18 protein-coding genes are annotated in these 21,056 nt (G+C 71.1%); 7 read left to right on the top strand and 11 right to left on the bottom strand.

Going from position 1 to position 21,056, the window contains the following annotated elements:
* Positions 1-2: 2 nt before the first annotated feature.
* Together pdxA and CS062_RS11220 are read right to left on the bottom strand one after the other, a co-directional pair.
* The gene (pdxA, locus tag CS062_RS11225) at positions 3-1,034 is read right to left on the bottom strand and encodes a 4-hydroxythreonine-4-phosphate dehydrogenase PdxA (RefSeq protein ID WP_099861728.1); all 1,032 of its coding nucleotides are present in this window, start codon (positions 1,032-1,034) and stop codon (positions 3-5) included.
* Positions 1,031-1,783, bottom strand: coding sequence for a Nif3-like dinuclear metal center hexameric protein (locus CS062_RS11220; RefSeq protein WP_099861727.1), 753 nt, complete (start codon positions 1,781-1,783; stop codon positions 1,031-1,033). The genes pdxA and CS062_RS11220 overlap by 4 nt, the downstream gene beginning before the upstream one ends.
* 13 nt (positions 1,784-1,796) lie before the next feature.
* On the opposite strand from CS062_RS11220, the gene CS062_RS11215 reads away from it, so the two are divergent.
* The 4 genes from CS062_RS11215 (at position 1,797) to rocF (ending at position 5,680) form a co-directional block, all read left to right on the top strand.
* Positions 1,797-2,960, top strand: coding sequence for a trypsin-like peptidase domain-containing protein (locus tag CS062_RS11215; protein ID WP_099861726.1), 1,164 nt, complete (start codon positions 1,797-1,799; stop codon positions 2,958-2,960).
* Between the two features lie 3 nt (positions 2,961-2,963).
* A complete protein-coding gene (locus CS062_RS11210) occupies positions 2,964-3,713 on the top strand; it encodes a HesA/MoeB/ThiF family protein (RefSeq protein ID WP_099861725.1) in 750 nt (249 codons plus the stop codon).
* 96 nt (positions 3,714-3,809) lie between these two features.
* Positions 3,810-4,718 (top strand): LOG family protein, encoded by a 909-nt coding sequence (locus CS062_RS11205; RefSeq protein ID WP_099861724.1) that lies wholly within the window; start codon positions 3,810-3,812, stop codon positions 4,716-4,718.
* A gap of 41 nt (positions 4,719-4,759) precedes the next feature.
* The gene (gene rocF / locus CS062_RS11200) at positions 4,760-5,680 is read left to right on the top strand and encodes an arginase (protein ID WP_099861723.1); all 921 of its coding nucleotides are present in this window, start codon (positions 4,760-4,762) and stop codon (positions 5,678-5,680) included.
* A 66-nt stretch (positions 5,681-5,746) separates the two neighbouring features.
* On the opposite strand, the gene CS062_RS11195 is transcribed toward rocF, so the two are convergent.
* Positions 5,747-6,640: a ketopantoate reductase family protein gene (locus CS062_RS11195; RefSeq protein WP_099861745.1), complete on the bottom strand. Its 894-nt coding sequence runs from the start codon at positions 6,638-6,640 to the stop codon at positions 5,747-5,749.
* 60 nt (positions 6,641-6,700) lie between these two features.
* The gene (locus tag CS062_RS11190; RefSeq protein WP_099861722.1) at positions 6,701-7,525 is read right to left on the bottom strand and encodes a DUF429 domain-containing protein; all 825 of its coding nucleotides are present in this window, start codon (positions 7,523-7,525) and stop codon (positions 6,701-6,703) included.
* Positions 7,526-7,705: 180 nt separating this feature from the next.
* Between CS062_RS11190 and CS062_RS11185 the strand changes: the two genes are divergently transcribed.
* Positions 7,706-9,388, top strand: coding sequence for a GGDEF domain-containing protein (locus CS062_RS11185; RefSeq protein ID WP_099861721.1), 1,683 nt, complete (start codon positions 7,706-7,708; stop codon positions 9,386-9,388).
* 84 nt (positions 9,389-9,472) lie between these two features.
* On the opposite strand, the gene CS062_RS11180 is transcribed toward CS062_RS11185, so the two are convergent.
* The 7 genes from CS062_RS11180 to hutC all read right to left on the bottom strand — a co-directional run bounded on the left by CS062_RS11180 (position 9,473) and on the right by hutC (position 17,716).
* On the bottom strand, positions 9,473-11,029 hold the full coding sequence (locus CS062_RS11180) for a methyl-accepting chemotaxis protein (protein WP_099861720.1): 1,557 nt from the start codon (positions 11,027-11,029) through the stop codon (positions 9,473-9,475).
* A gap of 117 nt (positions 11,030-11,146) precedes the next feature.
* Positions 11,147-12,703, bottom strand: a complete 1,557-nt coding sequence (locus tag CS062_RS27280) for a methyl-accepting chemotaxis protein (protein ID WP_158238752.1) — start codon at positions 12,701-12,703, stop codon at positions 11,147-11,149.
* Positions 12,704-12,791: 88 nt separating this feature from the next.
* Positions 12,792-14,180 carry a formimidoylglutamate deiminase gene (gene hutF / locus CS062_RS11170; RefSeq protein ID WP_099861718.1) on the bottom strand — a complete coding sequence of 463 codons (1,389 nt, stop codon included), beginning with the start codon at positions 14,178-14,180 and terminating at the stop codon, positions 12,792-12,794.
* Positions 14,177-15,001 carry an N-formylglutamate deformylase gene (gene hutG / locus CS062_RS11165; RefSeq protein ID WP_099861717.1) on the bottom strand — a complete coding sequence of 275 codons (825 nt, stop codon included), beginning with the start codon at positions 14,999-15,001 and terminating at the stop codon, positions 14,177-14,179. The genes hutF and hutG overlap by 4 nt, the downstream gene beginning before the upstream one ends.
* A gap of 87 nt (positions 15,002-15,088) precedes the next feature.
* Positions 15,089-16,321: an imidazolonepropionase gene (gene hutI / locus CS062_RS11160; protein ID WP_233218019.1), complete on the bottom strand. Its 1,233-nt coding sequence runs from the start codon at positions 16,319-16,321 to the stop codon at positions 15,089-15,091.
* Positions 16,318-16,872: a HutD/Ves family protein gene (locus CS062_RS11155; RefSeq protein ID WP_158238751.1), complete on the bottom strand. Its 555-nt coding sequence runs from the start codon at positions 16,870-16,872 to the stop codon at positions 16,318-16,320. Before CS062_RS11155 ends, hutI begins: the two co-directional genes overlap by 4 nt.
* 88 nt (positions 16,873-16,960) lie before the next feature.
* Entirely contained in the window at positions 16,961-17,716 is a 756-nt protein-coding gene (gene hutC, locus CS062_RS11150) for a histidine utilization transcriptional repressor HutC (RefSeq protein WP_099861715.1), read from the bottom strand.
* A 100-nt stretch (positions 17,717-17,816) separates the two neighbouring features.
* On the opposite strand from hutC, the gene CS062_RS11145 reads away from it, so the two are divergent.
* Complete coding sequence (locus CS062_RS11145; protein ID WP_099861714.1) at positions 17,817-19,268, top strand: purine-cytosine permease family protein; 1,452 nt, start codon at positions 17,817-17,819, stop codon at positions 19,266-19,268.
* Positions 19,269-19,319: 51 nt separating this feature from the next.
* Entirely contained in the window at positions 19,320-21,005 is a 1,686-nt protein-coding gene (gene hutU, locus CS062_RS11140) for a urocanate hydratase (protein ID WP_099861713.1), read from the top strand.
* Positions 21,006-21,056 lie beyond the last annotated feature (51 nt).

The following is a 21,056-nucleotide window of genomic DNA, read 5'->3' as shown; positions in this document are numbered from 1 at the left end:
GCTCAGGCCGACATGGCGCGCGCCATGCGGATCGCCGCGACCATGCTGGAGGGGTCCGCGCGGCCGGTGCCGGCGATGTCGAAGGCGGTGCCGTGATCGGGGCTGGTTCGCACCAGCGGCAGGCCCAGGGTCACGTTGACGCCCTCCTCCACGCCCAGGTACTTCACCGGGATCAGCCCCTGGTCGTGGGTCATCGCCACGACCGCGTCGAATTCGCCGACATGCCGCGGCGGTGCATGGCGCGCCCGCATGAACACCGTGTCCGGTGCGAACGGCCCCTGGGCATCGATGCCCAGCGTCCGCGCCTGGGCGATCGCCGGCGCGATGTGCTCGATCTCCTCGGTGCCGAACAGGCCGCCCTCGCCGGCGTGCGGATTCAGGCCCGCCACGGCGATGCGCGGCGCATCCAGGCCGGCGCGGCGCAACGCGGCGTCGGTGATGCGGATCGTCTGCAGCACCCGCCCCGTCGTGATCTGGTCGACCGCCTGGCGCAGGGCCACGTGAATCGTCACCAGCACCACCCGCAGTTCGTCGTTGGCCAGCATCATGCGCACCGGCGGCAACTGGCCCTGCGCGTCCGCGCACAGCGCCTGCAGCAGTTCGGTGTGGCCGGGATGGTCGATGCCGCCGGCATGCAGCGCCTCCTTGTGGATGGGCGCAGTGACCAGCGCTCGCGAGCGGCCGGCCTGCTGCTCATGCACCGCCGCGACGATGCAGCGCGCCGCCGCCCCGCCGGCCACCGCGCTGACGCGGCCCAGCGGCTGGCCGACCAGGTCCGCGGGCAGGCCCGGCGGCTGCCAGACCGGCAGGCAGTCCGGCGGGGCGACATCGTCGGCATGCTCGAGCACCGCCAGCGGCAGGTCCAGGCCCACGATGCCGAGCGCGCGCCGGAAGACCGCGACGTCACCCACCAGGCGCAGGTCCGTGCCACGGTCGCGCGCCCAGGCCGCGACGGCGATCTCGGGGCCGATGCCGCAGGCGTCGCCCATCGTCAGGAGCAGGGGGCGCGCGGAAGAAGGAGATGGCCGGTTCATGCCGGATTCGGGATGTCGATGAAGCGGTAGTGCAGGCCGAGCTGCTCCGACACCTGCCGCCCCAGGGCCTGCACGCCGTAGCGCTCGGTCGCGTGATGGCCGGCGGCGATGAACGCGACACCGGTCTCGGCGGCGTAGTGGGCCTGCGGCTCGGAGATCTCGCCGGTGATGAAGACGTCGGCGCCGGCGGCGATGGCGGCTTCGAAGTAGCCCTGTGCGCCGCCGGTGCACCAGGCCACGCGGCGCAGCGCCCGGCCGTCGCCGGCCGCCTGCACGGTGGCGCGGCCCAACCGCTCGCCGACGTGGGCGGTCAGCGCATCGAGCGTGTCGAGCGCGGCCGGCAGCGCGCCGACGCAGCCCAGGTCCTGCTCGCCGAAGCGGCCATCGGCCGCCCAGCCCAGGTGTTTCGCCAGTTGCGCGTTGTTGCCGAGTTCCGGATGCGCGTCCAGCGGCAAGTGGTAGGCGAACAGGTTGATCTCATGCGTCAGCAGGCGCGACAGCCGCTGCTTCATCCAGCCGGTGACGCGGCCGTCCTGGCCGCGCCAGAACAGGCCGTGGTGGACCAGGATCGCATCGGCGCCAGCCTCGATGGCGGCGTCGATCAGCGCGAGGCTGGCGGTGACCCCGCACACCAGTTGCCGGATCTGGTCGCGGCCCTCGACCTGCAGACCGTTCGGCCCATAATCCTTGAACCGCGTGGGCTCCAGCGTGGCGGCGAGCAGCCGCTCCAGCTCCGTGCGATGTGCCATGACAGGATCTCTCTTGCGTCAAACCTGGCTGATTTTCTCCCAGGCCACCACGGTGGCGCTGGCCGGCTACTTCGTCGTGTCGACGCTCAAGCCGGAATGGCTGCACGAGGCGCCCAAGGTCGTGCCCACGCTGCCGGCCGCCGCCGGCGCCCCGCCGCGCGCGGCGGTTCAGTTCAGCTTCGCGGCGGCGGCCCAGGCGGCGTCGCCCGCGGTCGTCGCGGTGCTCGCCAACAAGCCCGCGCCCAGCCAGCGCGAGATCGACGCCGACCCCTGGCTGCGTTTCCATTTCGGCAAGCGGCTGCCGCAGCAGCAACGGCCGCAGACGGGCCTGGGCTCGGGCGTGATCGTCTCGCCGGACGGCTACGTGCTGACCAACAACCATGTCGTTTCGGGCGCGACCGAGATCCGTGTCCAGCTGGCCGATGGACGCGACACCGCCGCGCGTCTGGTCGGCACGGATCCCGAGACCGACCTGGCCGTCCTGCGCATCACCCTGCCGCCACCGCTGCCGGTGATCCATCCCGGCAAGGCCGGCGAGCTGCAGGTCGGCGACGTGGTGCTGGCGATCGGCAATCCCTTCAACGTCGGCCAGACGGTCACCTCCGGCATCGTCAGCGCGCTGGGCCGCACACAGCTGGGCCTGAGCACCTTCGAGAACTTCATCCAGACCGACGCCGCCATCAATCCCGGCAATTCCGGCGGCGCGCTGGTCGATGTGCAGGGCCGGCTGGTCGGCATCAACACCGCGATCTACTCGCGCACCGGCGGCGGCAGCCTGGGCATCGGCTTCGCGATCCCGGTGGACTCCGCCTACCAGGTGCTGGAGGCGCTGGTGAAGGACGGCAAGGTCTCGCGCGGCTGGCTCGGCGTCATCACCGGCGACGTCAACCCGGAGGTCGTGGACACGCTCAAGCTGGCCGTCGATCACGGCGTCCTCGTCAAGGAGGTCTTCAAGGCCAGTCCCGCCGCGAAGGCCGGCCTGGAGGCGGGCGACGTCGTCACCGAGGTCGGTGGCCGGTCGGTGCGCTCGCCGCGGGAACTGGTCAACGTGGTGGCGGCGCTCCGGCCGGAGAGCCAGACGGTGATCGCGGTGCAGCGCGGCAAGGAGCTGCTCAAGCTGCCGCTGCAGGTGGGGCTGCGCCAGCCGCAGACCAACGACGAGACCCCGCCGGAATGAGCCATGGATGACGACCAACTGCTGCGCTACTCGCGCCACATCCTGCTGGACGACATCGGCGTCGAGGGCCAGCAGCGCCTGCTGGACGCGCATGCGCTGGTGATCGGCGCGGGCGGGCTGGGCTCGCCGGCGGCGCTGTTCCTGGGCACGGCGGGCGTCGGGCGCATCACGCTGGTCGACCATGACCGCGTCGACGTGACCAACCTGCAGCGGCAGATCGCGCACAGCCTGGCCCGGGTGGACCAGCCCAAGGCCGAGTCGGCCGCCGCCGGCATCGCCGCCATCAATCCCGAGCCGCGCGTGCGCGCGATCACCGAGCGGGCCGACGCCGCGCTGCTGGACGCGCTCGTGCCGCAGGCTGACGTCGTGCTGGATTGCACCGACAACTTCCCCACCCGCCACCTGGTCAACGCTGCCTGCGTGAAGCACGGCAAGCCGCTGGTCTCGGGCGCCGCGCTGGGCTTCGACGCGCAGTTGAGCGTCTACGACAGCCGCGGGCGGACGTCCCCCTGCTACGCCTGCCTGTTCCCGGCCGACCAGCCGCCCGAGGAGCAGCGCTGCGCGGTGATGGGCGTGTTCGCGCCGCTGGTGGGCATCATCGGCAGCATGCAGGCGGCCGAGGCGCTCAAGCTGCTCGCCGGCATGGGCTCCGCGCTGCCGGGCCGGCTGCTGATGCTGGACGCGCGGCGGATGGAATGGACCGACCTGCAGGTCGCGCGCGACCCGCGCTGCCCGTGCTGCGGCGACCGCTGACAGCGCGCAACAAACCATCGTCCGAGCCGGTGCGCCGCCGCGCGAGACGAACAGAAATTAAGTGCCAACGCCCGTAAGCTCCCGGGCCATCGAATCATGATCAGAAGCGACAAACTCACCGCCCGCAACTTTCCCTCCGCCCAGGAGGAGGCCGAACAGCAAGCGGCCTTCGATGCCGCGTTCGACGCCAATCCGCCGCCTGCCTACCGGCTCGCCTTCACCGACACCGACTTCCTGGTCCGTCCGGAACTGCGGCCGGTGCGCATGCAGCTCGAGCTGCTGAAACCGGAACTGGTGCAGCAGGAGCTGGACATCCAGTCGACGGTGGTGATCTTCGGCAGCGCGCGCATCGCCGACCGCGAGTCGGCGCAGGCGGCCGTCGACGCCGCGCGCGCCGCCAAGGACGAAGCCGCGCTCCAGCGCGCCGAGCGCCGCCTGGTGATGAGCGGCTACTACGAGGAAGCGCGCAAGTTCGCGCGCCTGATCACCGAGCACACCAAGGACTTCGCGCATCCGCTGTACGTCGTCACCGGCGGGGGCCCCGGCATCATGGAAGCCGGCAACCGCGGCGCGCACGAAGCCGGCGGCCGCAGCATCGGCCTGAACATCGTGCTGCCGCACGAGCAGCGGCCCAACCAGTACATCACCCCGGAGCTCTGCTTCCGCTTCCACTACTTCGGGCTGCGCAAGATGCACTTCCTGATCCGGTCGGTGGCGCTGGCGGCCTTCCCGGGCGGCTACGGCACGCTGGACGAGCTCTTCGAGACGCTGACGCTGATCCAGACCGGCAAGTGCCGCCGCCGCCCCATCCTCCTGTTCGGACGCGACTTCTGGTCGCGCCTGATCGACTTCGAGCTGCTGATCGACACCGGGATGATCAGCCCGGGCGACGAGCAGCTCTTCCACTACGTCGAGACCGCCGACGAGGCCTGGGCGCTGCTGATGAAGGAATACGACATCGGCTCGACCGCGAACGGCAACGGCAGCGCGGGCGACGGCCACTGATCCGCCCTTCGGGGGCATCCCAAAGCAAGAGAGGTTCGACCATGACCGCAGCACGACACGTGAGCCTGATCGGCGCCCCCACCGACGTGGGGGCCGGCGCCCGAGGCGCCAGCATGGGGCCGGAGGCCCTGCGGGTGGCGGGCCTGGCCGAGGCGCTGCAGGCGCACGGCGTCGAGGTCAAGGATTGCGGCAACCTGGCCGGTCCGTCCAACCCCTGGCAGCCGCCGACTGCGGGCTACCGCCACCTGGACGAGGTCACCGCCTGGAACCAGGCGGTGCACGACGCGGTCTATGCCGAACTGGGCGGCGGTCGCATGCCCATCCTGCTCGGCGGCGACCACTGCCTGGGGCTGGGATCGATCGCCGCGGTGGCGCACCACTGCCGCGACACCGGCAAGAAGCTGCGCGTGCTGTGGCTGGACGCCCATGCCGACTTCAACACCAGCCAGCTCACGCCCAGCGGCAACATCCACGGCATGCCGGTGGCCTGCCTGTGCGGCTACGGCCCGCAGGAGCTGATCCAGATCGGCGGCAAGGTGCCGGCGATCGATCCGAAGTGGATCCGCCAGATCGGCATCCGCAGCGTCGATCCCGGCGAGAAACGCTTCGTCCACGAGGTCGGCCTGGAAGTCTTTGACATGCGCTACATCGACGAGATGGGCATGCGCCACACGATGGAGCTGGCGCTGGCGACAATGGACGCCAACACCCACCTGCATGTCAGCTTCGACGTCGACTTCCTGGACCCGGACGTCGCGCCCGGCGTCGGCACCACCATCCCGGGGGGGCCGACCTACCGCGAGGCCCAGCTCTGCATGGAGATGATCGCGGACACCGGCCGTCTGGCGTCGCTGGACATCATGGAGCTCAACCCGGCGCTGGACGTGCGCAACAAGACCGCGCTGGTGGCGGTCGACCTGGTCGAGTCCCTGTTCGGCAAGTCGACGCTGATGCGCAAGTAAGCGCGGCGACGCGCAACGGCCGGCCACGCGCGACGGCCCGGCCACGCACCGGCTGCCCGTGCCAGCTCAGGCGCGGCTGAGTTCCGCCAGGTGCACCAGCGTGTGCAGCACGCGGTTCGCAGGGGTGGGCACGCCGAGCGCCTCGCCCCGCCGGACCAGGAATCCGTTCAGGTGATCGATCTCGGTCGGCTTGCCCCGGGCCAGGTCCTGCGCGGTCGATGAGAACTGGCCCGGCATCGTCTCGGCAATCTTGCGCACCGCCTGACGCACGTCCCCCACCAGGGTGACGCCATCGGCCGCGGCCACGGCCAGGCCCTCGTCGACGAGCTGGTCCATCACCGTCCAGACGCCCTCCCCCTTCACCAGTTCGCCGTAAGGCTGCTGCGTCAGCGCGGACAGCGCGTTGTAGGCGCAGTTGATCAGCAGCTTGGACCAGAGCGCGCCGCGCACGTTGTCCGAGAGTTCGACCGGCACGCCGGCCGCGACCAGGGCCTGCGCCAGCGCGTCGGCGCCATCGGCCGGCTCGATGACCAGTTCGCCGCGGCCGTGGTGCTTGACGTGGCCGGGCCCGGCCATCTCGGTGGCGACGTACACGACCGCCGCCGACACCGGCTGCGGCACCGTCTCGCGCAGGCGCTCGGCGTTGTCGACGCCGTTCTGCATCGACAGCAGCAGCGTGTCCGCGCCGAGGTAGGGCGCCAGTTCCCGCGCCGCCGAGACGGTGTCCGTCGATTTCACGCAGAACAGCACCACCTGCGCGCCGCGGGCGGCGGACGGGTCGGTGTCGGCGTGCAGGCGAACCTGCTCGTCGAACAGGCGGGTCTCCATGCGCAGGCCGTGGTCGCGGATGGCCTCGACATGGGCCGGCCGGCCGATCAGCGTCACCGCATGGCCGGCACGCGCCAGCATGCCGCCGAAGAAGCAGCCCACCGCGCCGGCGCCCATCACGGCGACCCGCAGCGGCGGAAGGGTCGAAACAGCATCGGGTCGAGTCATCGCGTCATCCTCCGGGTCGGAACATCAGGCACACACGATCCAGCCTTCGAGCGGATCCATGTCGGCGGGGCGGCCGTAGTTGGGCTGGGTCTCGGCCCAGGCCGCCTGCATCAGGCACAGCACCGCGTCGAGCTTGTCGCCGGAGCCGTCGGCGGCCAGGTCGTCGCGCTGCGCATGCGACAGCTTCAGCCGCAGGCCGAGCCGGCTGCGGCCCTGCTCCAGCGCCTCGATCAGATCCTTGCGGGCGATCAGGCGCTCCGGCGTCTGCTTGGCGCGGTCGTCGCTCTTGTAGCTGCGCGCGCCGATCAGCTCCCGCGCCAGCAGGCCCGGATAGGCCTCCAGCGCCACCCGCGCCGGATCCCCCGCATGCAGGCCGGGCAGGTGCGCGCCGGCCGCCACCAATCGCGGCACGCCGGCGTGCAGCATGTAGGCCACCGGCGGATTGACCCACTTCATGCTCGGCGAGGAGCCGGCCGGGCCGTCGCAGGCGCGGTGCGCGAACTTGCGGCCCACCGGACGGGCATCGCAGAAGGCGGCGAAAGTGGCGCGGATCTCGGCCCGCGACAGGCTCGCGTAATGCGCGATCAGCGGCGCCCACTCGGTGGGCCAGCCCAGTGTCTCGACCAGCTCGCGCGGCAGCCCGAACGGCAGGTCGAAGCCGCCCAGCCACGACCCGGGCGCGGCCAGCCAGGTCTCGAAGGCCGCCAGCGAGGCCAGCGCCTCCTGCCGCTCCAGCTTCACGACCGCGCCGCGCCGGTGGCCGAAGGCGAGCCGGATCGGCTTGCGGGCCGTCGGCGCGCTGCTGAAGTCCACGCCGACCAGCACCCGCTCGACCGGTACCGCAACCATCGATGCGGGTGCATCGACGGGCGGGGCGGGTGCGACGTTCGGCACCGGCGCTTTCGAGACTTTTGGCATGCCTGCGACTGTATCCATCGTCCACTGGGGCCAGCCGCGATTGACGTGCGATGTGCGCCGACGAATGCTGCGGCATTCCAGTCGACCGCATCGCCGAAGGAGGAATCCGCCTTGTTCCAACGCGAACTGGCCCGAGCCTTGCACCTGAGCCGCCGCGGCGCCTACCGCGACGCGACCGATGCGCTGGAGCTGTCGCTGGTGGCGGCCGATTCGGTGCGGGAGCGCGCGCGGGCGCTGATCCTGATCGCCCACAACCTGCCCCGGCAGGGCGACCTGCCGGCGGCGCTGCGGCGCGCCAGCGAGGCGGTCGCGATGGTGCGGCTGATCGACGGCCCTGACCAGGACGAATGGACCGCGGAGGCGCTGACCGAGCTCTGCTACGTCTACGCGCAGTTCCAGATGGGGCGGGACGCGATGCAGGCCGGCTGGCAGGGCCTGGCCGCGGCGCGGCGCGCCCAGGACCCGGCACGCGAAGCCTGGGCGCTGAACCGGCTGGCGGTGGCCTTCGCGGTGACCGACCAGGTCGAGCAAGCCTGCCAGCACACGCTGCAGGCGCTGGAGATCGCGCAGCAGCAGGCCGCCGGCGAGCGCGAGCTGCTGCTGTCCTGCCTGAACAACCTGGCGCATTTCTGGCTGCAGGCGCACGCCGAGGCGATCCGCGACGAGGACCGGCGATCGGCCGCCGAGGCGCTGGCCCAGGCCGAGCCCTACGCGGTGCGCGCCGCCGACCTGGTGCGGGAGGAAGGCAATCCCTTCCTGGTGGTGGTCTCGCTGTCCAACCTGGTCGAGTTGCAGCTGGGCACCGGCGCGATCGACGACGCGCTGCTCATCGCCGATGAATACGAGCGGCTGGCCCAGCGGCACGGCTATGCCGGCATGGTGCTGCAGGCGCGCGCGCAACGGGCGCTGCTGCAGCTCAAGCGCGACGACTGCGCCGGCGCGACCGACGCGTTGCCGGCGCTGGCGACGCTGCAGGACCTGGTCAGCCAGCAGGCGCCGCAGCAACTGCCCACGCGCCTGCGGCGGCAGCTCGCGCTGGCGATCTATCGCGCCTGCAAGCTGCGCGGCGACACGGCCCGGGCCCTGGCGGCGCATGAACTGCTGTCCTCGCTGGAGCGCCAGACGGCCCGCAGCGCGATGGCGCTGCAGACCGAGGCGATGCTGATCCGGCAGGAGTTCGAGCAGGCCCAGGCGCGGGCCGAGCATGCCTTGCAGGACGCGCGTCGCGAGCGCGAGCGGGCCGAGCTCGCGGAGCAGGAGCAGCAGCGCCTGCGACGCGAGGCCGCGGAACTCGGCCGCATGGCCCATGAGGACGCGCTGACCGGCCTCAACAACCGGCGCCATGCGGAATTCGCGCTGCCGCTGCTGCTCGAGCGGGCCCGGCAGGAGCACAAGCCGATCGCGCTGGGCCTGCTGGACATCGACCACTTCAAGCAGGTCAACGATGCCTTCGGACATGGCGTCGGCGACCAAGCGCTGCAGAAGGTGGCCCAGGTCCTGCGGCGGCAGCTGCGCAGCGCCGACCTGCTGGCGCGGGTCGGCGGCGAGGAATTCATGCTGGTCTTCGTCGGCGTCCCGGCCGAACGCGGCCAGGAGATCTGCGAGCGCCTGCGCGGCGCGATCGCGAACCACCTGTGGGGCGAGCTGGTGCCGGGGCTGCGCGTCACCGTGTCCATCGGCCTGGCGGCCGGAGAGCCGCCGGCGAAGGCCGCGATGCTGGTGGAGACCGCGGACCAGGCGCTGTACGCGGCCAAGCACGCGGGACGCAATCGGGTGCAGGTGATGGGCGTCTGAATCGGCCGGCCGGTGCCGGCCTCAGCCCTCCCCGGCGTCACCGCCCTGCGCGGTTCAGGCAGCAGGGGACGGTGACGGGTCGCGTCAGTTCAGCTTGAAGACGGCGACCGACAGCGACAGCGCATCCGCCTGGTGCTGCAGGCTTTGCGCCGCGGCCGCGGATTCCTCGACCAGCGCGGCGTTCTGTTGCGTCATCTGGTCCAGTTGCGCGATCGCCGAGCCGATCTGGTTGATGCCGCCGCTCTGCTCGGCGGTCGCATGGCTGATCTCGGCCACGATGCGCGACACGCGGGTGATCGACTCGGAGATCTCGTTGATCGTCTCGCCCGCCCGCTCGACCAGGGCCGCCCCGCTGGCGACGCTCTCGCCGCTGGCGGTGATCAGCTGCTTGATCTCCTTGGCCGCCTCGGCGCTGCGCTGCGCGAGCGAGCGCACCTCGCTCGCGACCACCGCGAAGCCGCGGCCCTGCTCGCCCGCACGCGCGGCTTCCACCGCCGCGTTGAGGGCCAGGATGTTGGTCTGGAAGGCGATGCCGTCGATCGTGCCGATGATGTCGCCGATGCGGGCCGACGACGCGCTGATGCGCCCCATCGTCTGCACCACCTCGCCGACCACGCTCACGCCGCGGCCCGCGACGTCGGCGGCCTGCTCGGCCAGCGCCTTGGCCTCGCCGGCCGAGGCCGCGTTGTGCTGCACGCTGGCGGTCAGCTGTCCCATCGCGGACGCGGTCGCCTGCAGGTTGGACGCCGCCTGTTCGGTGCGCTGGCTCAGGTCGTGCGCGCCCGCGGCGACCTCGCGCGACGCGGTGGCGATGCTGTCGGTGGCGCTGCGCACGCCGCCGACGACCTCGCGCAGCGCGTCCTGCATGCCCTGCACACCGCGCGCCATCGCGGTCGTCTCGTCCGCACCCTGCACCGTCACCGGCTCGCTCAGGTCCTTGCGGGCGATGCGTTCGGTCGTGCTCACCGCCTGCGCGAGCGGCGCCAGGATCGAGCGGATGTTCAGCACGGTCAGCAGGCCGATCAGCACCACGCCGATCACCAGCACCACGCCGAGCGCGCCGCGCACCGCGCCTTCGCGGGTGCTCAGGCGTTTCACCTCGTCGTCGCCATGCTGCAGGATGGCGCGCGTCATCTCGGTCACGCCGCTGTCCATCGCCTGCACCGGCGCCTTGATGACGTCGGTGGAGCGGTTGGCCTCCGCGGCGTCGACGAAGTCGGCGTTCAGGATGCGTTTGGCGATGTCGTCCACGCCGGCCTTGTAGGCCTCGAGTGCCTGCTTGAGCTTGGGCGGCATGGCGCCGGTTTCCGCGCCCGTCTCCATCGCGGAAAGCGCGTCCAGGCTGCGGATCACGCCGGCGTAGGTCTTCTGCCAGTCGGCCTGGGCCTGCTTGACGGTGCCGTCGTCGCCGATGTTGATCAGCATGTCCTTCTCGAAGCGACGCAGGTTGCCGATGCCGGCGCGCACCTCGGAGAGCTGGGTCAGCGAGCCCACGTCCTGGGCGACGTACTGCTGGAACTCGGACCGCGTGCTGCCCATGGCCCAGAGGCCGGCGCCACCGATCAGCAGGAGCGCGAGGACCGACAGGAGCCCCAGTCCCAGCAGGCGGGTCCGGATCGTGTAATTGCGCAGAGACTGCATGTTTTCCCGACGATTGGATCGAAGCGAAAAGCCTAGCAGCCCGCATGCCGGCGCACGAGGACACGACGCGCCAAACCGGCCCGACCGTGCACTCCTCCCGGACGGAAGTCACGCTCCTCAGGAGAGCTTGAACACCGCCACCGACTGCGACAGCGCATCGGCCTGATGCTGCAGGCTCTGCGCCGCGGCGGCAGACTCCTCGACCAGCGCCGCGTTCTGCTGCGTCATCTGGTCCAGCTGCGAGATCGCGGTGCCGATCTGGTTGATGCCGCCGCTCTGCTCGACGGTCGCGTGGCTGATCTCGGCCACGATGCGCGACACCCGCGTGATCGACTCCGAGATCTCGTTCATCGTCTGCCCGGCCCGCTCGACCAGGGCCGAGCCGCTGGCGACGCTTTCGCCGCTGGCGGTGATCAGCTGCTTGATCTCCTTGGCGGCCTCGGCGCTGCGCTGCGCCAGCGTGCGGACCTCCCCGGCGACGACGGCGAAGCCGCGGCCCTGCTCGCCGGCGCGCGCGGCTTCCACCGCCGCGTTCAACGCCAGGATGTTGGTCTGGAAGGCGATGCCGTCGATCGTGCCGATGATGTCGACGATGCGCGCCGACGAGGCGCTGATCCGTCCCATCGTCTGCACCACCTCGCCCACCACGCTGACGCCCCGATCGGCGGCGCCGGCGGCTTCCTCGGCCAGCTGGTTGGCCTGGCGGGCCGAGTCGGCGTTGTGCTGCACGCTCGCGGTCAGCTCCTCCATCGCCGACGCGGTCTCCTGCAGATTGGACGCCGCCTGCTCGGTGCGATGGCTGAGATCGTGGGCGCCGGCCGCGACCTCGCGCGAGGCCGTCGCGATGCTGTCGGTGGCCTGGCGCACCCCGCTCACCACATGGCGGATCGAGTGCTGCATGCCCTGCACGCCGCGCATCATCGCGGCGGTCTCATCGGCGCCGTGCACATCCACGCGCTCGCTCAGGTCCTGGCGCGCGATGCGCTCGGTGGAGCTGACCGCCTGGGCCAGCGGCGTCAGGATCGATGCGATGTTGAAGAAGGTGAAGGTGCCGATGACCACGACGCCGAGCAGCATGACGCCGCCCAGCGCCATGCGGATGCGGGTCTCCTCGGCATCGATGCGCTGCACCTCCTGGTTGCCGCGCGCCATGATGGCCTGCGTCATTTCGCCGAGCTGCTTGTCCATCTCCCGGACCGGCCCCTTGATCGGCTCGGTTTGCCGGTTGGCCTCGGCCGAGTCGACGAACTCCTGCTTCAGGATGCGGGCCACGATGCCGTCCAGGCCGTTCCTGTAGTTGCCCAGCGAGGCCTTCATCGCCGGCGGCATCGCCTTGATCTCGGGCAGGATGTCCAGCGCGCCGATCACCTCCAGGCTGCGGATGACGCCCTCGAAGGTCTTGCGCCACTCCTCGTGATAGCGCTTCACCGCGGCATCGTCGCCGATGTTGATCAGCATGTCCTTCTCGTAGCGGCGCAGGTTGCCGACGCCGGCCCGCACCTCCGAGAGCTGCACCAGCGACTCGACGTCCTGCCGCACGTAGTGCTGGAAGTCCTGCTTGGTGCGGGCCATCGCCCAGAGCCCGTCGCCGCCGATCAGCAGCATCGCGAGGACCGACAACAGGCCGAGCGCCATGAGGCGCGTCCGGATGGTGAAGTGGCGCAGGGTCCGCATGGCTGCTCCCGACAAAGTTGCCGAACGGAAACAGCCTAGCAGCCGGCGTGCCGGCCCGGAACCCTGTGGAAACGGGGGGCCGGCCGCCTCAGCGCCAGAGCGCGGCCATCGTCGCCATGAAGCGCTCGCGCCGGCCGGCGTCGTCGATCGGGCGCCGCTGGCCGGCGACATAGACCTCGCGCCAGGCGGGGCCCTGGCTGGCGAAGACCAGGCCGTCGAGCAGCGCGGCGTCCGGCAATCCCGCCAGTCCACTGGCCGCCGTGTCCAGCACCAGGAAGTCCGCCCGGGCGCCGGCCTTCAGGCCCCAGGACGGCAGCCCCGCCGCCCGAGCGCTGCCCGCGACGCAGGCGTCGAACAGCCGCGCCGCCGTCGAGGGCTGCGCCCCCGGCCGTGCCGCCACGTTGCGCCGCTGCTGGCCCAGGCGCTGGCCGTACTCCAGCCAGCGCAATTCCTCGACCCAGCCGCGGGTGACCTGGCTGTCCGAGCCCACCGTCAAGGGCACGCCGGCCGCGAGCCAGCCCGGCAGGTCCGCCAGGCCGTCGCCGAGGTTGCCCTCGGTCCCCGGGCAGATCACCACGCCCGCGCCACTGGCGGCGACGGCGGCGATCTCCTCGGGCGTGCTGTGCGTCGCATGCACCAGGTGCCAGCGCGGATCCAGCCGGTAGCCGGCCAGCAACTCGATCGGCCGCTTGCCGGTCGCCGCCAGGCAGTCATCGACCTCCTGCTGCTGCTCGGCCACATGCACATGGATGGCGATGTCCGCGTCGCCCACCAGCGCCTGCAGCGCCCGCACGTCGGCCTCATGGGCCGCGCGCAGCGAATGCACCGCCACGCCGGCGCGCACCAACGGCAGGCCTGCGGCATTGATGCGCCGGCAGGCCCGCCAGACCCAGTCGGCATCGGTGCGGAAACGCCGCTGCGTCTCGCGCAGCCCGCGCTGCGCGAAGCCCGCATGGGCATACAGCACCGGCAGCAACGTCAGGCCGATGCCGGTCTCCTGCGCCGCCTCGGCCAGCGCCATCGCCATCGCATGCTCGTCCTCGTAGGGCGTGCCGTCCTCGCGATGGTGCAGGTAGTGGAACTCGCAGACCTGCGTGTAGCCGCCGGCCAGCAGCTCGGTGTAGAGCTGCGCCGCGATGTCCTTCAACTGGGCCGGCGTCACGCGCAGCGCCACGCCGTACATGCGGTCGCGCCAGGACCAGAAGTCGTCGCTGTCGCTGTCGCGCTGCTCGGCCAGGCCGGCGAAGGCGCGCTGGAACGCATGGCTGTGGGCATCGACCAGCGTCGGCAGCACCGGTCCACCCAGCCGCACCGCGTCGGCCGGCGCCGGCTGTCCGGCGCTCAGGGCGGCCCAATGCCCGTCGGTGCCCACGCGCATCAGCACGTCGGCCTGCCAGCGTCCGTCCAGCCAGGCCAGCGGCGCGTGGAAGGCGGTCGGCGTCGCGGGGGCCGCGGAAGCCGCGGAAGCCGCGCTCATGCGGCGCTCCGCGACGGGTTGGCCATCAGATAGGCCTGCAGCAGCATCGTCAGCACCGGCCGCACCCGTTCGACGCAGGCCGCATCGAGTTCATAGCCGGTGAAGCCCATGTCGTTCTCGACCATGTAGCAGCGGTAGCACATCTCCAGTTGCACCGCCTGCTGGCCCAGCTCGGGCCGGCCGTACTGGCGGGTGATGTAGCCGCCCTTGAAGCGGCCGTCGACCACCCAGCTGAAGTCGTCCTGCGCCTGCAGCACGATCTCGATCGCCTGGCGGGTGACCTGCTTGCAGGACTTGCCCTCGACGGTGCCGATGTTGAGGTCGGGCAGCTGCCCCTCGAAGAGCCACGGCAGTTCGGAGCGGATGCTGTGGGCCTCGAACAGCAGCGCGAAGCCATGTTCCTGCCGCAGGCGCTGCAGCTCGCCCTGCAGCGCCTGGTGGTACGGCGCCCAGTACTGCTCGATGCGGCGCTGCTTCTCGGCCGCGTCCGGCGCCAGGCCGTCCTTGTAGAGCGACTCGCCGGTGAAGAAGCGCGTCGGGCAGAGCTCGGTGTTGGAGGCGCCGGGATACATCGGCGTGTCCTCGGGCGGGCGGTTCAGGTCGATCAGGTAGCGCGAGAAGCGCGGCACCAGCATCCCGGCGCCAAGCTGCTCGGCGATCGGCGCATACAGCGGCTCCAGGTGCCAGTCGGTGTCCTCGCTGCCGAGCGCGCGCTCGACATAGCGATGGTGCTGGTCGGCCGAGATCTCGCGGCCCACATGCGGCATGCTGATCAGCAGCGGGGTGCGGCCACGCCGCAGTTCAAAGACGTCGTGCTTCATCGCTCGTTCCTCTTGTCTCCTCGCGGCGGCAACAGGCCGTCGCGCGCCGGCGCGATCGCGTCGTCGCGCGATCGTCCGCCGCTCGTCTCACGCCCGCGGCCGGCCGCCCACCACGACCTGTCGCAGCGGATTGCGGCCGAACCAGTAGGCCAGCTCACGCGGATGCGCGGCATTCCAGATACAGAAATCGGCGCGCAGGCCGGCGACCAGCCGCCCGCGATCGGGCAAGCCGAGCGCCCGCGCCGCGTTCACCGTCAGGCCGCGCAACGCCTCCTCCGGCGTCATCCGGAAGAAGGTGCAGGCCATGTTCAGCATCAGCAGCAGCGACAGCCCCGGCGAGCTGCCCGGGTTGTGGTCGGTCGCCAGGGCGATCGGCACGCCGGCGTCGCGCAGCGCCTGCACCGGCGGCAGCTTCGTCTCGCGCAGGAAGTAGAACGCGCCAGGCAGCAGCACCGCGACGGTACCGGCCCGCGCCATCGCGGCGATGCCGTCCTCGCTCAGCCATTCGAGGTGGTCGCAGGACAGCGCGCCGAACTCGGCCGCCAGCGCGGCGCCGCCCTGGTCGCTGAGCTGTTCCGCATGCAGCTTGACCGGCAGTCCGAGCGCCCGCGCGGCCTCGAAGACGCGCCGGGTCTGCGCCGGCGTGAAGGCGATGCGCTCGCAGAAGACGTCGACCGCGTCGACCAGCCCCTGGCGCTGGAGTTCCGGCAGCCAGCCGCACACCGCGTCGACATACTCGTCCTGGCGGCCTTCGAATTCCGGCGGCAGCGCGTGGGCGCCCAGGCAGGTGGTGCGGACCGTCAGGCCGAGCGCGGCCAGCTGGCGCGCCACGCGCAGGCACTTGGCCTCGTCCGCCAGCGACAGGCCGTAGCCCGACTTCACCTCCAGCGTCGTCAGTCCCTCGGCCATCAGCGCGCGGGCGCGCGGCACCGCGAGCGCGTGCAGCTCGGCCTCGCCCGCGGCGCGCGTCGCCGCGACGGTGGAGCGGATGCCGCCGCCGGCGCGGGCGATCTCCTCGTAGGTCGCACCCTGCAGGCGCAGCTCGAATTCCGCCGAACGCTCGCCGCCGTAGACCAGGTGGGTGTGGCAGTCGATCAGCCCCGGCGTCACCAGCGCACCGCCGAGGTCGTGCGTGTCGGCGACACCGGCACGCAGCTCGGCCGGCAGTTCGGCCGCGGGACCGGCCCAGCGCAGTTGTTCGCCCTCGACCAGCAGCGCGCCATCGTTCACCAGTCCCCAGTCGCGCTCGCCGGCGAAGGTCGCCAGCGTCGCGTGGGTCCACAGGACGCGGCGTGGCGCAGCGGTCGAGGTCATCGTCATGTGTCGCTCCAGACCAGCCACCAGGCCGGTCCATGTTGATCGCCGTCGTCGAAGACGCAGCTGTGCGCGGCCGGCGATTCGCACCAGGCCAGCGTGCGGGGCGCCAGCGGCACCGAGCGATGCCCGTGGATCAGCAGGCCGCCTTCCTGCGTGAACAGGCCCAGCCAGCGCGCGCCGTGCGGGATCAGCGGCCGGTCGGCCGGCTGCAGCCGGAAGACGCCGGCATCGCGCCGGTGCATCACGTTGAAATCCTGCGTCGGCCCGTCGATCAGCGCGCAGTCCGGCGCGTCCTCGCCGGGAAACCCGACCATGCCCTCGTTGGGCTTGAGCGCGCGGCCGCGCATGATCACGCCTTCTCCCGACAGCACGCCGAACCACCGGTCCACGCCGGGGTAGGCCGAGAACGGCCCGTCGCGATCGATGTCCGCGACGCTGATGCGCACCTTCCAGTCCGCGACGTGCGGCCACGCGAGCAGCTCGCGGGTCTGGCCTCCTCCATTGCGCCACGGGGTCGGTGCAACCTCATCGGCGGTGATCCTCATCCAGCTCATGTCATCCAACTGCGCAGGGCTATTGCTGAAGGGCGGGATTCTCGAAGACTCGCTCATGAGGACACGTCACCAAACGTCAACCCGCGGGTCACGCCTGGAAGCTCCCCTCTAGCAGGTAGCGGCTGGCCGGATGCACCAATCGCACCGCCGTCACCGCGCGACCCTGGCTGGATGTGACACGTTTCACGACCAGGCAGGGTTCGCCGCGCGGCATGCCCAGCAGCCGGGCCTCGAGCGCGCCCGGCATGGCGGCCTCGATGGTGTAGCGCGCTTCCGACAGCGGCGCCACTTCCAGCAGGTAATGGGTGGGCGTGATGCGCGCGAAGTCCTGGTCCATGTAGTCCGGCGCGCAGGCCGGATTCACGAGCCGGTCCTCGCACTGGATCGCGATGCCGTTCTCGCGATGGACGATGACGCTGTGGAAGACGGTGGCGCCGGCGCGCAGGCCGAGCAGCGCGGCTTGCCCCGCATCGGCGCGCAAAGTCTCCAGCACATGGACGCTGGCCTCGTGCCGGTGGTTGCGCGCGGCGATTTCCTCATGCACGTCGCGCACCGTCAGCGTCGAGGCGATCCGGTGCAACTGGGCGACGAAGCTGCCCACGCCCTGCACCCGCTCGACCAGGCCTTCCTGATGCAGCTCGCGCAGCGCGCGATTGACCGTCATGCGGCTGACGCCGAAGGCCTCGGTCAGGTCCGCCTCCGACGGCAGGCGCTCGCCCGGCCGCCAGCGCCCGCCCGCGATGCCTTCGCGCAGGTGCGTCTTCACCTTCAGGTACTGCGGCGCGGGGCCGCCCGCACCGCTCAACGCGGAGGCCGGAAGGGAGCTCGAGGACTTCGTCGCCATGGGGTCGCATCCTACTTGACTGTACTTGTATAGACAACTAGAGTCCGCCGCATCCCGCCAACAGATGCGAAGAGCACGACGGCGCGCCCAGGAGACTCCCATGACCGTATCGACTTCCGCCGCGTCGCCCGCCGGCGCGACCGCCCCACCGGACCGGCTGCTGGAGACGCGCACCATCGATCGCGTGCCCGAACGCGAACGCCACGGCAGCCCGGGCAGCCAGTTCAGCCTCTGGATGGCGGCCAACCTGCAGATCACCGCGGTGGTGGACGGCGCCCTGGCCATCGTCTTCGGCGCCGAGGCGCTGACGGCGATCGTCGGCCTGCTGCTGGGCAACCTGCTGGGCGGCGCGGTGATGGCGCTGCACTCGGCGCAGGGGCCGCGGCTGGGCCTGCCGCAGATGATCTCCAGCCGGGTGCAGTTCGGCGTCAAGGGCGCGGCGCTGCCGCTGCTGCTGACGCTGGTGATGTACCTGGGCTTCGCCGCCACCGGCACGGTGCTGTCGGGCCAGGCGATCAACCTGCTGCTGGGCGCGGAGTCGCCGCTGGTGGGTATCGCGGTCTTCGGCGGCCTCACCGCGCTGATCGCCACGGTGGGCTACAAGCTGATCCACGTCGTCGGCCGCATCGCCACGGTGCTGGGCATCCTGGGCTTCGGCTACCTGGCGCTGCGGCTGTTCCAGCAGCACGACATGGGCGCCGTCTTCGGCCAGAAGCCGTTCACCATGGCCTCGCTGCTGCTGACGATGGCGCTGTCGGCCGGCTGGCAGCTGACCTTCGCGCCCTATGTCGCCGACTACTCGCGCTACCTGCCGTCGGGCACCTCCACCGCGCGCACCTTCTGGACCACCTTCACCGGCACGGTGCTGGGCGCGCAGCTGGCGATGACCTTCGGCGTGCTGGTGGCGGCCGCCGGCGGCGGCTTCCTGAAGAACCAGGTCGGCTTCATGGGCGAGCTCGCCGGACCGGCCGTGGCCGCGGCGATCTACACGGTGATCGTCGCCGGCAAGCTGACCGTCAACTGCCTGAACGCCTATGGCGGCTGCATGACGCTGCTGACCACGCTGGGCGCCTTCCGGCCGTCGCTGCGCATCGGCGCGGCGGCCCGCGCGGCGACCATCCTCGGCTTCGTGCTGGCCTCGATGGCGATCGCGGTGCTGGCCAGCGCCGACTTCCTGAACCACTTCAAGAACTTCGTGTTGCTGCTGCTCGCGGTCTTCGTGCCCTGGAGCGCGATCAACCTGGTGGACTACTACCTGGTCTCGCGCGAGAAGGTCGACATCCCCGCGCTCTACGACCCCAACGGCCGCTACGGCGCCTGGAACGCGATGGCGCTCGGCTGCTACCTGCTGGGCGTGATCGTGCAGATCCCCTTCCTCAATCAGAAGCTGTACCGCGGCCCGATCGCCGACTGGCTGGGCGGCGCCGACATCTCCTGGATCGTCAGCCTGGTGCTGACCTCGCTGGTCTATTACCCGCTGGCGCGCCGCACGATGCGCGTGCCGGCCACCATGATCTACCCCGACGGCGAGACGGCTTCCAGCCGCCGCTGATCCTGACCTCCCACGCCTCTCAAGATCCCACGATTCCCGGAAGGAACCGCCATGAGCCACGCCCAACCCCGTCCCGTCCGTGCCCCGATCGGCACGCAGCTCACCTGCAAGAACTGGCTGATCGAGGCCGCCTACCGGATGATCCAGAACAACCTGGATCCGGCCGTGGCCGAGAACCCGGACGCGCTGGTGGTCTACGGCGGCATCGGCAAGGCCGCGCGCAACTGGGACTGCTTCGAGCAGATCCTCGAATCGCTCAAGAACCTGAACGAAGACGAGACCCTGCTGATCCAATCGGGCAAGCCGGTCGGCGTCTTCCCCTCGCATGTGGACGCGCCGCGGGTGCTGCTGGCCAACTCCAACCTGGTGCCAGCTTGGGCCAACTGGGAGCACTTCAACGAGCTCGATCGCAAGGGCCTGATGATGTACGGCCAGATGACGGCCGGCTCGTGGATCTACATCGGCTCGCAAGGCATTGTGCAGGGCACCTACGAGACCTTCGCCGAGGCGGGACGTCAGCACTTCGGCGGCGACATGGTCGGCCGCTGGGTGCTGACCGCCGGCCTGGGCGGCATGGGCGGCGCGCAGCCGCTGGCGGCGACCTTCGCCGGCGCCTGCTCGCTGACCGTCGAGTGCCAGCAGTCGCGCATCGACTTCCGCCTCAAGACCCGCTACGTCGACGAGCAGGCCCGGGACCTGGACGACGCGCTGGCCCGCATCGCCAAATACACCGCCGAGAAGAAGGCGGTCTCCATCGCGCTGCTGGGCAATGCGGCGGAAGTGCTGCCCGAGTTGGTCGCCCGGGTGAAGGCCGGCAGCGCGATCAAGCCGGACCTGGTCACCGACCAGACCTCCGCCCACGACCTGATCAACGGCTACCTGCCGGTGGGCTGGACGGTCGAGCAGTGGAAGGCCGCCGCGGGCGACGCGTCCAGGCACGCCGACCTCAAGGCCGCCGCCGCACGCGGCTGCGCGGTGCATGTGCAGGCGATGCTGGACTTCCAGGCGATGGGCATCCCCACCGTCGACTACGGCAACAACATCCGCCAGGTCGCCTTCGACCAGGGCGTGAAGAACGCGTTCGACTTCCCCGGCTTCGTGCCCGCCTATGTGCGCCCGCAGTTCTGCGAGGGCCGCGGCCCGTTCCGCTGGGTCGCCCTCTCCGGCGATCCCGAGGACATCTACAAGACCGACGCCAAGATCAAGGAGCTGTTCCCGCACCATGCCGGCGTGCACCGCTGGCTGGACATGGCGCGTGAGCGCATCGCCTTCCAGGGCCTGCCGGCGCGCATCTGCTGGCTGGGCCTGGGCGAGCGCCACAAGGCCGGCCTGGCCTTCAACGAGATGGTCCGCACCGGCGAGCTGAAGGCGCCGATCGTGATCGGCCGCGACCACCTGGATTCGGGCTCGGTGTCCAGTCCCAACCGCGAGACCGAGTCGATGAAGGACGGCTCCGACGCCGTCTCCGACTGGCCGCTGCTCAATGCGATGCTCAACACCGCCGGCGGCGCGACCTGGGTGTCGCTGCACCACGGCGGCGGCGTGGGCATGGGCTACTCGCAGCACAGCGGCGTCGTGATCGTCTGCGACGGCACCGAAGCCGCCGACAAGCGCCTGGCCCGCGTGCTGTGGAACGATCCCGGCACCGGCGTCATGCGGCATGCCGACGCGGGCTACGAGATCGCGCAGCAGACCGCGCAGGAGCGCGGCCTGAAGCTGCCGATGCTCGGCCGCTGAGACCGCTGTCCCCGTCCATCCCCGATCCACGAATCCGTTCTCGAACCGAGT

The sequence above is a fragment of the Roseateles chitinivorans genome, assembly GCF_002761755.1.
GTDB classification, from domain to species: domain Bacteria; phylum Pseudomonadota; class Gammaproteobacteria; order Burkholderiales; family Burkholderiaceae_C; genus Roseateles; species Roseateles chitinivorans.
The sequence above is the reverse complement of the archived record's forward strand: the minus strand, read 5'-3'. Positions and strand labels throughout refer to the sequence as shown.

What these genes read in the sequence shown, in the direction of transcription:
- pdxA (WP_099861728.1), bottom strand. Translation starts at nt 1,034, where the DNA reads ATGAACCGGCCATCTCCTTCTTCCGCGCGCCCCCTGCTCCTGACGATG.
- CS062_RS11220 (WP_099861727.1), bottom strand. Translation starts at nt 1,783, where the DNA reads ATGGCACATCGCACGGAGCTGGAGCGGCTGCTCGCCGCCACGCTGGAG.
- CS062_RS11210 (WP_099861725.1), top strand. Translation starts at nt 2,964, where the DNA reads ATGGATGACGACCAACTGCTGCGCTACTCGCGCCACATCCTGCTGGAC.
- CS062_RS11205 (WP_099861724.1), top strand. Translation starts at nt 3,810, where the DNA reads ATGATCAGAAGCGACAAACTCACCGCCCGCAACTTTCCCTCCGCCCAG.
- rocF (WP_099861723.1), top strand. Translation starts at nt 4,760, where the DNA reads ATGACCGCAGCACGACACGTGAGCCTGATCGGCGCCCCCACCGACGTG.
- CS062_RS11190 (WP_099861722.1), bottom strand. Translation starts at nt 7,525, where the DNA reads ATGGTTGCGGTACCGGTCGAGCGGGTGCTGGTCGGCGTGGACTTCAGC.
- CS062_RS11180 (WP_099861720.1), bottom strand. Translation starts at nt 11,029, where the DNA reads ATGCAGTCTCTGCGCAATTACACGATCCGGACCCGCCTGCTGGGACTG.
- CS062_RS27280 (WP_158238752.1), bottom strand. Translation starts at nt 12,703, where the DNA reads ATGCGGACCCTGCGCCACTTCACCATCCGGACGCGCCTCATGGCGCTC.
- hutF (WP_099861718.1), bottom strand. Translation starts at nt 14,180, where the DNA reads ATGAGCGCGGCTTCCGCGGCTTCCGCGGCCCCCGCGACGCCGACCGCC.
- hutG (WP_099861717.1), bottom strand. Translation starts at nt 15,001, where the DNA reads ATGAAGCACGACGTCTTTGAACTGCGGCGTGGCCGCACCCCGCTGCTG.
- hutI (WP_233218019.1), bottom strand. Translation starts at nt 16,321, where the DNA reads ATGACGATGACCTCGACCGCTGCGCCACGCCGCGTCCTGTGGACCCAC.
- CS062_RS11155 (WP_158238751.1), bottom strand. Translation starts at nt 16,872, where the DNA reads ATGAGCTGGATGAGGATCACCGCCGATGAGGTTGCACCGACCCCGTGG.
- hutC (WP_099861715.1), bottom strand. Translation starts at nt 17,716, where the DNA reads ATGGCGACGAAGTCCTCGAGCTCCCTTCCGGCCTCCGCGTTGAGCGGT.
- CS062_RS11145 (WP_099861714.1), top strand. Translation starts at nt 17,817, where the DNA reads ATGACCGTATCGACTTCCGCCGCGTCGCCCGCCGGCGCGACCGCCCCA.
- hutU (WP_099861713.1), top strand. Translation starts at nt 19,320, where the DNA reads ATGAGCCACGCCCAACCCCGTCCCGTCCGTGCCCCGATCGGCACGCAG.